This is a genomic window from Brevundimonas sp. (genome assembly GCF_051858995.1).
In the GTDB taxonomy this organism is placed as follows: Bacteria; Pseudomonadota; Alphaproteobacteria; order Caulobacterales; family Caulobacteraceae; genus Brevundimonas.
On the sequence record NZ_JBHYGN010000001.1, the window covers coordinates 355,011 to 367,550 of the forward strand.

Annotated in this window: 8 protein-coding genes; 7 read left to right on the forward strand and 1 reads right to left on the reverse strand. The window is 69.3% G+C overall.

Going from position 1 to position 12,540, the window contains the following annotated elements:
* The first annotated feature begins 36 nt into the window (after positions 1 to 36).
* Complete coding sequence (locus ACTIEF_RS01885) at positions 37 to 1,323, forward strand: PQQ-dependent sugar dehydrogenase (protein ID WP_439470489.1); 1,287 nt, start codon at positions 37 to 39, stop codon at positions 1,321 to 1,323.
* On the opposite strand, the gene ACTIEF_RS01890 is transcribed toward ACTIEF_RS01885, so the two are convergent.
* Entirely contained in the window at positions 1,324 to 2,571 is a 1,248-nt protein-coding gene (locus ACTIEF_RS01890; protein ID WP_439470490.1) for an argininosuccinate synthase, read from the reverse strand. It abuts the gene before it with no gap.
* A 331-nt stretch (positions 2,572 to 2,902) separates the two neighbouring features.
* Here ACTIEF_RS01890 and ACTIEF_RS01895 point away from each other — a divergent pair, with 331 nt between their 5' ends.
* The 6 genes from ACTIEF_RS01895 (at position 2,903) to ACTIEF_RS01920 (ending at position 12,524) form a co-directional block, all read left to right on the forward strand.
* Positions 2,903 to 3,799 (forward strand): aldo/keto reductase, encoded by an 897-nt coding sequence (locus ACTIEF_RS01895; protein WP_439470491.1) that lies wholly within the window; start codon positions 2,903 to 2,905, stop codon positions 3,797 to 3,799.
* A gap of 84 nt (positions 3,800 to 3,883) precedes the next feature.
* Entirely contained in the window at positions 3,884 to 6,595 is a 2,712-nt protein-coding gene (gene mutS / locus ACTIEF_RS01900) for a DNA mismatch repair protein MutS (RefSeq protein WP_439470492.1), read from the forward strand.
* Positions 6,592 to 9,270 carry a [protein-PII] uridylyltransferase gene (gene glnD / locus ACTIEF_RS01905; protein WP_439470493.1) on the forward strand — a complete coding sequence of 893 codons (2,679 nt, stop codon included), beginning with the start codon at positions 6,592 to 6,594 and terminating at the stop codon, positions 9,268 to 9,270. The genes mutS and glnD overlap by 4 nt, the downstream gene beginning before the upstream one ends.
* 31 nt (positions 9,271 to 9,301) lie before the next feature.
* The gene (gene murJ, locus ACTIEF_RS01910) at positions 9,302 to 10,897 is read left to right on the forward strand and encodes a murein biosynthesis integral membrane protein MurJ (RefSeq protein WP_439470494.1); all 1,596 of its coding nucleotides are present in this window, start codon (positions 9,302 to 9,304) and stop codon (positions 10,895 to 10,897) included.
* Positions 10,898 to 11,041: 144 nt separating this feature from the next.
* Positions 11,042 to 12,079 carry a tryptophan--tRNA ligase gene (gene trpS / locus ACTIEF_RS01915; protein WP_439470495.1) on the forward strand — a complete coding sequence of 346 codons (1,038 nt, stop codon included), beginning with the start codon at positions 11,042 to 11,044 and terminating at the stop codon, positions 12,077 to 12,079.
* Between the two features lie 4 nt (positions 12,080 to 12,083).
* Complete coding sequence (locus ACTIEF_RS01920; protein ID WP_439470496.1) at positions 12,084 to 12,524, forward strand: hypothetical protein; 441 nt, start codon at positions 12,084 to 12,086, stop codon at positions 12,522 to 12,524.
* Positions 12,525 to 12,540 lie beyond the last annotated feature (16 nt).

Here is a 12,540-nt window from a genome sequence, read left to right on the forward strand (position 1 = left end):
TTTTGCGCTCCGTCGGGCCGAACTAGGGTTCGGGACATGCGCCAGACGGCCCTGATCCTGTTCGCCCTGCTCGCCCTCGTCGCGGCCCCGCCCACCGCCGGCCAATCCGCCGCGCGCAGCTATGCGGTCGAAGGCGAGTGCGGCGGCTGGCCGGCGACCCGGGTCGGCATGGCGCCGGGTTATTGTCTCGGCCTGATCTGGCAGCGTGGCGGCGAGGGGCCGCGTATGCCCCGCACCCTGTTCGAGCTGGATGGCGGCGACTGGCTGGTCGCGGACCTTGGAACCTGGGACGCCGGGCGGGGAGCGCTGTGGCGGCTGTCGATGGCTTCGGGTCAGGCGCGATGGACGCGGCTGCTGACGGGCCTGTCCATGCCGCATACGATCGCGCGGGGGCCGGACGGCCGCCTCTATATCGCGGAGATGAGCCGGATCTTCGCCTTCGACCCGGCCCGCCCCGACCGCACGGCTGTGGTGGTCCAGGGCCTGCCTGACAACCGGCTGCACGAGAACCGGCACCCTCTGTCCAGCTTCGTCTTCGACGCCGACGGGGCGCTTCTGGTCAATGTCGGGGCGCCGTCCGACCGGTGCCTGGACATCCGGGGCGCGCCGAACTGGAATATCGCCGGCCTGTGCGCGGAGAATGACGACCAAGCCATGGTGCGGCGCTACGCTTATCTGGGGAGCGGCCGCTGGAGCGCGGACTGGACGCCTTGGGCGACGGGGCTGAGGAATTCGGTCGCCATGGTGCGGCACGCTTCAGGGGCAATCTATCAGGCGGAGAACTCCGTCGACCTGACGACGCCAGACCGGCCGTTCGACGAGATCAACCGGTTGACGCGGGGGAGCGATCACGGCTGGCCCTATTGCACCGACATGGCGACCGCGATGCCGGGCTGGACGGCGCGTCAGGCCCGGTGCGGGTCACGGACCGCGCCGTTCTCCCTGTTGCCGCCCCACGCGGCGCCCCTGTCGATGCTCTACTACGACGGGGCGATGTTCCCTGAGCTGAGGGGCCGGATGCTGATGAGCTGGCACGGCTATCGGCGGGCCGCGGGACGGGTCGTGGCGATAGAGACCGATGCCGACGGCGCGCCGCTGACGGATGTGCGGGCGCGCTACGCCATCTATCCGCGCGGCTCCCTGCCTTATCCGGTCGCCGCGCCCGCGCCCCGGGCCCGGGTGCTGACGCCGGGCTGGAACGCACAGGCGGGCCGACATCCCATGGGGGCGCCGGTCGGTCTGGCCGTGGCGCGTGACGGTTCGATCTGGATCGCGGACGATCGCAACGCGGCCATCCTCAGGATCGCGCGCCGCCCCGCCTGATCAGCCCTTGTTGCGGACGTCCCGCTTGCCCAGCACGCGCAGGCGCAGGGCGTTCAGCTTGATGAAGCCCTCGGCGTCGTGGTGGTCGTAGGCCTGCACGCCTTCCTCGAAGGTGACCAGGTCCTGATCGTACAGGCTCTGCTCGCTCTCGCGGCCGATGATGGTGACATTGCCCTTGTAGAGCTTGACCCGGACCGTGCCCGACACCTTGGCCTGCGAGTGGTCGATGGCGGCCTGCAGCATCTCGCGCTCCGGCGAGAACCAGAAGCCGTTGTAGATCAGGTGGGCGTACTTGACCGCCAGCTCGTCCTTCAGGTGCATGGCGCCGCGGTCGAGGGTGATCGATTCGATGCCACGGTGGGCGGCCAGCAGGATGGTGCCGCCGGGGGTCTCGTAGACGCCGCGCGACTTCATGCCGACGAAGCGGTTCTCGACCAGGTCCAGACGACCCACGCCGTTGTCGTGGCCATACTGGTTCAGGGCGGTCAGGATGGTGGCCGGGCTCATCGCCTCGCCGTTGATCGAGACGGCGTCGCCCTTTTCGAAGCCGATGGTGATGACGGTCGGCGTGTCCGGCGCGTCTTCCGGCGAGATGGTGCGCTGGTGGACGAACTCGGGGGCCTCGACCGCCGGGTCTTCCAGCACCTTACCCTCGGAAGAGGAGTGCAGCAGGTTGGCGTCGACCGAGAACGGCGCTTCGCCGCGCTTGTCCTTGGCGATCGGGATCTGGTGTTTCTCGGCGAAGTCCAGCAGGGCCTCGCGGCTGCGGAACTCCCACTCGCGCCAGGGCGCGATGACGTGGATGTCCGGGTCCAGGCCATAGTAGCCCAGCTCGAAGCGGACCTGGTCGTTACCCTTGCCGGTGGCGCCGTGACAGACGGCGTCGGCGCCGACCATCTTGGCGATCTCGATCTGGCGCTTGGCGATGAGCGGCCGCGCGATCGAGGTGCCCAGCAGGTACTGGCCCTCATAGACGGTGTTGGCGCGGAACATCGGGAAGACGAAGTCGCGCACGAACTCTTCGCGCAGGTCGTCGATGAAGATGTTCTCGGGCTTGATGCCCAGCTTCAGCGCCTTCTCGCGCGCCGGCCCCAGCTCCTCGCCCTGGCCCAGATCGGCGGTGAAGGTGATGACCTCCGCGCCGTACTCGGTCTGCAGCCACTTCAGGATGATCGAGGTGTCCAGACCGCCGGAATAGGCCAGCACGACCTTCTTGACGGACTTCTTCGGAGCGGAGGACGACGACATGGGCAGGATCCTTCGGCGAACGCGGGGAGGCGCTCTTCATATTTGGCGCGCTTAAAGGGCCTGACGCCCCGCGATGCAAGGGCGGGATTGGGGCGCGGGTCCGTTTTTAGGGGGGCTGGTTCGCGGGTGGACCGGGCGTCGGCGACGGCGAACTCGCATCCGATGAATTCTTCTGTGGATTCTTGCGGCCCCGCATCTCGGACAGGCGAGGCTGTTATGGGCATAACTCAATGAAAGATCGCGGCTTTACAAACGAACCCGCGTTCGCCGGGTAAGATTCGGTCAATGTCTCGGAAGGGGGGCCTTAAGCATTCATGCGCAAGGTAGGGTCGTGATCCCCAACCGCGCCCCGTCCCCGGTCGAGAAGCTGGCTATTGCCGTCGTGCATCAGCCGGAACGCGCCATGCCCGCGCCCGCCGGCGCGCGCGAAGAGGCCCTGCGGTTCCTGCTCCAGACCGCCGCCGACGCCGGCGTCACCGTGGTGGCCAGCAAGCCGGACGGGGATGGCGAACGCTGGCTAGGCCAGGCCTGGCCCTTCCCGTCGCCGTTCAAGGTCACTGTCCGCACCGTCTCCATCGAGGAGGGCGTCGATCGGGTCGAGGCCCGCGCCCGCCGCTCGCTCGAGCGTATGGGCCTGCCGCGCGGCGACACCCTTCTGGCCTCCAGCGCCTCGGATCTGGTCGGGGCCGAGGGCCGCGCCCTGTGGGACCGGATGCAGGGGCTCAAGGCGCGGGGCCTGTTCCGCCGCATCGGTTTCTGCGCCACCGTCGATGACGGCCCGGCCCTCTTGGCCCGCCGCTTCCAGCCGGACGTGGTCCAGCTGCCGTGCAGCCTGCTGGACCAGCGCGCGCACCGCTCGGGCGCCATCGACGAGATCGCCGATCTGGGCGCCGACATCCATCTGTCGTCGGTCTTCGCCGGCGGGCTCATGTTCATGAGCGGCGACGCCCTGCCGCCCGCCATGGCTCACCATGCGCCCCAACTGTCGCGGATCCGCCGTCGTCTGGCCGAGGCTCGCGTCGATCCGATGCAGGCGACCCTGGCCTATACGCTGAACCTGCCCAACGTCGCCGCCGTGGTGGCCAGCGCCGCCTCGGCCGCCGAACTGCGCGCGGTCATCGCCGCCGCCCACGCCCCGACGCCGAACCTCGACTGGCAGACGATGCAACTGGAGCATCCGGTCGCCCCCGCCGCCGGTTCCCGCGCCCGGATCAGCAGCGCCGCCTGATCAGTCTCGCGTAAAGGCTCCTGTGAGTGTCGCCCGCATTCCGCTTGAGCGGAAACGCGGCTTCCTTCACCCTGCGGCGCTCCCATGAACGCTCCCCTCGCTCACCCGCCGCAAACCGACGCCGTCCCGTCCGTGGAGGGCGCGACGCCTTTCATGGCGCAATATCTAACGGCCAAGGCCGGGCAGCCGGACGCCATCCTTTTCTTCCGGATGGGCGACTTCTACGAGCTGTTCTTCAAGGACGCCGAGATCGCCGCCGCCGCCCTGGGCATCACTCTGACCAAGCGGGGCAAGCATCAGGGCGAGGACATCCCCATGGCGGGCGTGCCGGTGCACGCCCTGGACGGCTATCTGGCCCGTCTGATCCGGCAGGGCTTCAAGGCCGCCATCTGCGAACAGCTGGAAGATCCGGCCGAGGCCAAGAAGCGCGGCTCCAAGTCGGTGGTGCAGCGCGGCGTCGTCCGCGTCGTCACCCCCGGCACCCTGACCGAGGACAGTCTGCTGGATGCGCGCGGCGCCAACCGGCTGGCCGCCGTGGCGGTACGCAAGGGCCGGGCCGCCGTGGCCGTGGTCGAGCTGTCGGCCGGGGCGGTCGATGTGGTCGCCTGTCCGCTGGAAGACCTCGGCGCGACCCTGGCCTCCTTCCGCCCGTCCGAGGTTCTGGTCCCCGACCGTCTGTTTTCCGATGAGGACACGAAGGACGCCCTGAACGGTTCCGGCGGCGTGGTTCAGGCCCTGCCTCAGGCTCTGGCCGAGCCGGTCGGGGCCAAGGTGCGGGTCGAGCGCCTTTATGGCGTCGCTTCGCTGGACGGTTTCGGCGCATTCGAGGAAGCCGAGGTCTCGGCGCTCGGCCTGATCGCCGCCTATCTGGAGACCACCCAGGCCGGAAAGATTCCCGCCGTGACCCCGCCGCGCCGCTCGGGCGACATCGGCTTCCTGGCCATCGACCCGGCGACCCGACTGAGCCTCGAGATCGACCGCACACAGCGCGGCGAGCGGGAGGGTTCGCTGCTAGCCTGTATTGATCGTACCGTGACCTCGGGTGGCGCGCGGGCCTTGGCCGAGCGGATCGCCCGCCCCCTGCGCGACCCCATCGCCATCAACCATGGACTCGATGCGGTTGAATGGCTGCTGGAGCGCCGCGATCTGCGCCGTGACCTCCGCGACGGGCTGAAGGCGTCGTCGGATGTGGCCCGGGCCGTGTCGCGACTGGTGCTGGGCCGGGGCGGTCCGCGCGATCTGGCCGCCATCCGCAACGGCCTGTCCATCGCCGAGGGCATCGCGGGCCTGTTCCCGCCGGTTGCCGATCCCCTGACCGGGCCGCCGCCGCGCATCGCCGCCTGCGTCGACCGCCTGACCCTGACGCCCGATCTGGGTCGCCTGCTGGTCGATCTGGCCGAGGGTCTGGTCGCCGAGCCGCCGCATCTGGCGCGCGACGGCGGCTTCGTGAACCCCGACTTCCGACCCGAACTGGATGAGGCCCGCCGCCTGCGCGACGACAGCCGCCGGGTCGTGGCCGACCTGGAGGCGCGCGCCGTCGCCGAGGCCGGGGTCGCCTTCAAGATCAAGCACAACGCCGTGCTGGGCTATTTCCTCGAGACCAGCGCCAAGGCCGCCGAGCCCCTGCTGCGCCCGACCGGCGAAAGCCCCTTCATTCATCGCCAGACCTTGGCCAATCAGGTCCGCTTCACCACGGTCGAACTGTCGGAGCTGGACGCCAAGATCAGCCAGGCGGGTCACCGCGCCCTAGCCATCGAGGGCGAGACCTTCGAGATCTGGCGGCGCACCGTTCAGTCCCTGTCGCAGCCGCTTCAGGCGGTGGCCGAGGCCCTGGCCGAACTGGACGCCCACGCCGCCCTGTCGGAATGGGCCGAAGAGGTCGGGGCCGTGCGTCCTCACGTCGACGACACCCTCTGCTTCGAGATCACCGCCGGGCGTCACCCGGTGGTCGAGGCGGCGGTGAAGGCGCAGGGCGATCCCTATACGCCGAACGACTGTCGTCTCGACGGCTCCGGCGCCGGCTGCGCCCGGCTGAGCATCGTCACCGGCCCCAACATGGCCGGTAAGTCGACCTTCCTGCGCCAGAACGCCCTGCTGGTGGTGCTGGCCCAGGCCGGCGCCTTCGTGCCCGCCAAGGCCATGCGGCTGGGCGTGGTCGACCGGCTGTTCTCCCGCGTCGGGGCGGGAGACGATCTGGCCCGCGGGCGTTCCACCTTCATGATGGAGATGGTCGAGACCGCCGCCATCCTGACGCAGGCCACCGAGCGTTCGTTTGTGGTGTTGGACGAGATCGGTCGGGGCACCGCCACCTACGACGGTCTGGCCATCGCCTGGGCCACGGCGGAGGCCCTGCACGACCGCAATCGCGCGCGCACCCTCTTCGCCACCCACTATCACGAGCTGGCCAGCCTTGAGACGCGGCTGGCCCACGTCTGCAACCTGTCCATGAAGGCCAAGGAGTGGAATGGGGAGCTGATCTTCCTCCACGAGGCCGCGCCGGGTGCCGCCGACCGCTCCTACGGGGTGCAGGTGGCCAAGCTGGCGGGCGTGCCCGGCCCCGTGGTGGCCCGTGCCCGAGAGGTGCTGGATCGTCTGGAAAGCGACAAGGCCGCTGGCGCCAATCTGAACGACCTGCCGCTGTTCGCGGTGCAGGAGCCACCCGCGCCGGAGCCGGTGCGGTCTTCCGCCGTGGATGACGCCCTGATGGGGATCGAGCCCGACGAACTGACCCCGCGCGAGGCGCTGGAAGCTCTGTATCGTTTAAAGGGGCTGTCCAAGGGATCGGCGGGCCGTTGACCCAGACCCTCGACGCCCGGCTGGCCGAGGCCGTCGAGGCGTCGGATGTCCGCAAGGCGGTGGCGGCCCTGCTGCGCGAAAGCTGGGACGCCGGACGCGCCCGGGCTGCGCGACGACTGGAGGCGGGCGAGGAGGGGGTCGCGGTCGCGCGCCTCTATTCCGACGCCGCTGACGACATGCTGACGGCCCTGTGGCGGTTCACGACGGATGTGTTGTATCCGGCGCCCAACCCCACCGAGGCTGAGCGGTTGAGCCTGATCGCCGTCGGCGGTTATGGCCGGGGGGTGCTGGCGCCCTTCTCCGATCTGGACCTGCTGTTCCTGCGCCCGTGGAAGTCGATCCCGCGCTCCGAACAGGTGATCGAGTTCATGCTCTATGTCCTGTGGGATTTGGGGGTGAAAGTCGGGCAGGCGGCGCGGTCGGTGGATGAGTGCCTGGCGCTCGCGAAGACCGACATGACGGTCCGCACGGCCCTGCTGGAGGCCCGGCCTCTAGCGGGCGATCAGGCGCTGGCCGATGATTTCATCGCCCGCTTCCGCGCCTATGTGGTCAAGACCGACCCCCGGCCCTTCATCGCCGCCAAGCTGGAGGAACGGAACGTCCGCCACCAGAAGACCGGCGCCGTCCGCTACCGGGTCGAGCCCAATGTGAAGGACGGCAAGGGCGGGCTGCGCGACCTGAACACCCTGTTCTGGATCGCCCGCTCCCTGGCGCCGGACAGTCCGCTGGGCGCCCGGGTCATGGACGACCTCCTAACCCCGCGCGAGCGGCGGACGTTCGAGGAATCCTTCGACTTCCTGTGGCGGACGCGGGCGCATCTGCATCTGGTCGCGGGCCGGGCCGAGGAGAAGCTGACCTTCGATCTCCAGCCCGAGGTCGCCCGCCGCATGGGCTGGCAGGGGCGGGGCGATGAGCCGGCGGTGGAGCGGTTCATGCGCCGCTATTTCCTCGTGGCCCGCGACGTCGGCGCCCTGACCCGGGCCACCTCTGCCAAGCTGGAGGCGCGCCACCAGAAGCCGACGATGAGCCTGTCGCGCCTGATCCCGGGCCGGAAGAAGAACCTCGGGGTCGAGGGCTTTGTCGAGGTTTCGGGCCGCCTGTCGGTCACTGGGCCGGAGGTGTTCGCCGCCGATCCGACCAAGCTGCTGATCCTGTTCCGCACAGCCGATGAGCATGATCTGGACCTGCACCCGGACGCCTTCTCGGCGGTCACGCGGTCGCTGTCGCTGGTCACCCCATCCCTGCGCCGCGACGCCGAGGCGACCCGCGCCTTCCTCGACATCCTGACGGGTCAGCGGCCCTATCGCGTGCTGACCCTGATGAACGAGACGGGCCTGCTGGGCCGGTTCCTGCCCGAATGGGGGCGGATCGTCGGCCAGACCCAGTTCAATATGTATCATGCCTTCACGGTGGACGAGCACACGCTTCAGGCCATCGGCATCATCAACGACATCTGGCGCGGCAAGCTGGAAGCCGAGCATCCGACCGCGACGGAGATCGTCCACCGCATCGACGATTTCGAGGCCCTGATGCTGGCCATGCTGCTGCATGACGTCGGCAAGGGTGGCGACCGGGGGCAGCTTGAGGACGGCGCCATCGCCGCCCGTCGCGCCTGTGACCGGCTGGGCATCGATCCGCGCCGGACCGAGTTCGTGGTTTGGCTGGTCCGCAACCATCTGGCCCTCAGCGACTACGCCCAAAAGCGCGACGTGTCCGACCCGGCGACGGTGCGGGCCTTCGCCGAGTTGGTCGGCGATCCCGAGCGCCTGCGCACCCTGCTGGTCCTGACCGTGGCGGATGTCCGCGCCGTCGGGCCGGGGGTCTGGAACGGCTGGAAGGGCCAGCTGATGCGCGATCTCTACCAGCGCACCGAGGCCGTCTTCCGGGGCGAGGACGTGACCCGCGCCGATCCCCTGGCCGATTTCCCAGAACTGGTCGCCCGCGCCGGGTCTTCGGGCGCGGCGGCCAGCGTCGTCGCCGAACGCAAGGGAGACGAGGGCAGTGAGCCCCTGGCCGCCGCCCGCGTCGCCGTCGCTGCCAAGGACCGGCCCGGCCTGTTCGCCGATCTGGCCGCCGCCCTCGCGGCCGGGGGCGCGGATGTCGTCGGCGCCCGGGTCGCCACCGCCGGGGACGGCACGGCGCTGGACGTGTTCGAACTGCAGGACGGATCCGGCGCGCCCTACGGCCAGGCCGAGCCGCGTCGCCTGACCCGGCTGGTGACGGCGCTGGAGCGCGCAGCCCTGGGCGACGCCGGAGCCGCCCCGCCCGAGCCACAACCCAATCCGCGCCGCGCCGCCTTCGACGTGCGCCCCGTCGTGCTGATCGATCTGGATGAAAGCCCCGATGCGGCGGTGATCGAACTGTCCGGCGCGGACCGGCCCGGCCTGCTGGCCGAGCTTTCGCGCATGTTGACTGACCACGGCCTGTCGATCCGCTCGGCCCATATCGCCGGCTTCGGCGAGCGGGCGGTGGACAGCTTCTACGTGACCGACGCCAAGGGGAAACGCCCTAAGGCGGGACCGAAACTGGAGCGGCTGCGCGAAGCGCTCGAGGCCGTTCTGGACCGCCGCGACGCCAATGGCCGCTCGGTTTCCGCCCCGGTCCGCGCCAGCCTGCGCGACGTCTCTGAATTCGGCCGGAAACGGCCCGTATCGCCTCGGCCTGAAGCGCGCTAATCCAGCGTCTCACGCCCCCTTCGAGAACCCGATGAGCCTCGCCCGAAACACCCTGGTGCAAGCGACCCTGACCCTGGGGAGCCGCATCCTCGGTTTCGCCCGCGATCTGGTCCTGTCGGCGCGGTTCGGCCAGGGGCCGATGATGGACGCCTTCACCACGGCGTTGATGCTGCCCAACATGTTCCGCCGCCTGTTCGCTGAGGGCGCCTTCGCCCAAGCCTTCGTGCCGATCTACGGGGGGGTGCGCGAGCGCGAGGGCGAAGAAGCCGCCGCCGTCACCGCCTCCGAGGCGCTCAGCTTCATGTTCGCCGTCGTCGCCGGCTTCTGCATCCTGCTGCAGGTGTTGATGCCGTGGATCATGCCGGTGCTGCTGTCGGCCTGGAAGGACGACGCGGGCGTCATGCATGCCGCCGTCACCGCCGCCCAGCTGACCATGCCCTATCTGGCCTGCATGACCATCGCGTCGCTGCTGTCGGGCGTACTCAACACCAGCGGCAGGTTCGCCCTGTCTGCAGGGGCGCCGGTCTTCCTCAACCTGTGCACCCTCGTGCCCCTGCTGGCGCCGAGCCTCATCCCGATGAGCCAGCCCCACACCCTGATGGCGGTCAGCGCCGCGGTGACGGTCTCGGGCGTACTGCAGGCGGGCCTGCTGTGGTGGGGCGTGCGCCGTCTGGGCGTGCGGCTGAACCTGTCGTGGCCGCGCCTGACGGCGGGGGTCAAGAAGACCCTTATGCTGGCCATCCCCGGTGTCCTTGCCGGCGGCGCCCTGCAGATCAACTCCGTGGTCAGCCAGTTCCTGACCGGCTCGAACGAGGGCGCCCGCTCGGTGCTCTACAACGCCGACCGCCTGTACCAGCTGCCGCTCGGCCTGGTCGGCGTGGCCATCGGCCTGGCCCTGGTGCCGCGCCTGACCCGCGCCTTCGTCAGCGGCGACGATGAAGGCGGACGCCGGACCCTGGATGACGGCATCACCCTGTCGATGGCCTTCACCCTTCCCGCGGCGGTGGCCCTGTTCGTCATCCCCTTCTTCATCATGGACGCCACCGTGACCCGCGGCGCATTCACCAGCGCCGACGCCGCCCGCACCGCCGATGTCCTGCGCCAGTTCGCCTGGGGCGTCCCTGCCTTCGTCCTGGCCAAGGTCCTGACCCCGCCCTTCTTCGCGCGGCAGGACACGCGTCGCCCTATGATCTTCGCGGTCGCCTCGGTGGGTATCACCGTGGTGGTCGGTTCGGCCCTGTTTTTCCTGCTCCAGTCCATGGGCGCCGACGGCGTTCTCGGCCTGGCCATCGCCACCAGCCTATCGGCCTGGGTCAATGTGGCCCTGCTGGGCGGGACCCTGATCCGCGAGAACGCCTGGCGCGCCACCACGCCGTTCGTGTCCCGCCTGTCTCGCGTCCTGCTGGCCAGCGCGGTGATGGCGGGGGGGCTGCTGGCGGCGGGCATCGGCTATGAGACCCTCAGCCATGTCTTCCTCGCCAAGGAGGTCGCCGTGCTGGTCGTCTGCGGCGCCGGGGCCGCGCTCTACGGCCTCTGCCTGATCGTTTTCAGGGCGGTCAGCGTGGCCGAACTGAAGGCGGTGCTGCGTCGCGAACCCGGCGGTTCGATCTCCTCCGGTCTGGACTGACCGCCAGCGAGACGATAAGCGCGATGGAAATGACGATTTCGGGACCAACCTTCGCCGCCCGTCGATGGCGCCGCTGACCAACTCCAGCACCTTGCCGTGCGCGCTTCCGCGCGCCTGATACAGATTTCTCCCGAGTACCCGACCATGACCGATACCGTCCCGGCTCAATACACCGGCCCGCGCCGCATCCTGTCCGGCATCCAGGCCTCCGGCGCCCTGCACCTGGGCAACTATCTCGGCGCCCTGAAGCGTTTCACCCAACTGCAGGACACGGGCGCGCCCTGCTTCCTGTTCGTGGCCGACCTGCACGCCATCACCGTCTGGCAGGACCCGGCCCTGCTGACCGCCCAGACGCGTGAGATCGCCGCCGCCTATCTGGCCTCGGGGCTGGACCCGGCCAAGTCGGTGATCTTCCCGCAGTCGGCGGTGCGCGCCCACACCGAACTGGCTTGGATGTTCAACTGCGTCGCCCGCCTCGGCTGGCTGGATCGCATGACCCAGTTCAAGGAGAAGTCCGGCAAGCACAAGGAACGCTCGTCGGTCGGCCTCTACACCTATCCGGTGCTGCAGGCGGCGGACATCCTGCTCTACAAGGCCACCGAGGTGCCGACGGGCGAGGACCAGAAGCAGCACCTTGAGCTGACCCGCGACATCGCCGCCAAGTTCAACAACGACTTCAACGTCCCCGGCTTCTTCCCCCTGCCGGAACCCCTGACCCAGGGCCCTGCACCGCGCGTCATGAGCCTGCGCGACGGGGCGGCCAAGATGTCCAAGTCCGATCCGTCGGACGCCTCACGCATCAATCTGACCGACGACGCGGACACCATCGTCGCCAAGATCCGCAAGGCCAAGACGGATCCCGGCAACCTGCCGGAAGACGTCGAAGGCCTGAACGAACGGCCCGAGGCCAAGAACCTGGTCACAATCTATGCGGCGCTGGCCGACGAGACCCGGGAACAGGTCCTGCGCGAGTGGGGCGGCAAGGGCTTCGGCGCCTTCAAGCCTGCCCTGGCCGAACTGGCCGTGGCTTCCATGGCTCCGGTGACCGCCGAGATGCGCCGCCTGATGGCCGACACCGCCGAAATCGACCGCGTCCTCAAGGACGGCGCCGAACGCGCTTCGGCTATCGCCGATCCGGTGGTGGATGAGGTAAAGAGGATCATCGGTTTCTGGAGGGGATGAAACGATGATCGAACTGCTGCTGGCTTTGGCGAACAAACCGGCGGCGGTTCAGGAGGCGCAGGCTTCGCCTTTGAAGGTCGTGAACACGGCCTTCATCGTTGAACGACTGGCGCCACCCTTCGCGGCCAATATCCGGGTGGTGGTTCAGAACACGGGGACGGAGGCGGATGAACTCGTCGCCGTCTCCACGCCTCTGGGTGAACCGACGGCGTTCCGCACGGACGGGGATCTGTTCAGCCGCCAGGAGCCCGTGCCCCTGCCGATCCCGCTTCCCGCGCCGACGAACGGAGAGGCCTCCTACCTGCCGCTCATCGTCTGGGTGCCGGGTCTGGAGAACGGAAACTACCGCGAAACCGGCAGCAGCATCACCCTGCGGTTCGCGCGGGGCGGCGAGATCACCGTGCCGTTGACCCAGTCTTCGCCCGCGCCGCCTCCGGCGCGCTGAGACGCGATTTCCGGAC

What these genes read in the sequence shown, in the direction of transcription:
- ACTIEF_RS01890 (WP_439470490.1), bottom strand. Translation starts at nt 2,571, where the DNA reads ATGTCGTCGTCCTCCGCTCCGAAGAAGTCCGTCAAGAAGGTCGTGCTG.
- mutS (WP_439470492.1), top strand. Translation starts at nt 3,884, where the DNA reads ATGAACGCTCCCCTCGCTCACCCGCCGCAAACCGACGCCGTCCCGTCC.
- ACTIEF_RS01885 (WP_439470489.1), top strand. Translation starts at nt 37, where the DNA reads ATGCGCCAGACGGCCCTGATCCTGTTCGCCCTGCTCGCCCTCGTCGCG.
- trpS (WP_439470495.1), top strand. Translation starts at nt 11,042, where the DNA reads ATGACCGATACCGTCCCGGCTCAATACACCGGCCCGCGCCGCATCCTG.
- ACTIEF_RS01920 (WP_439470496.1), top strand. Translation starts at nt 12,084, where the DNA reads ATGATCGAACTGCTGCTGGCTTTGGCGAACAAACCGGCGGCGGTTCAG.
- murJ (WP_439470494.1), top strand. Translation starts at nt 9,302, where the DNA reads ATGAGCCTCGCCCGAAACACCCTGGTGCAAGCGACCCTGACCCTGGGG.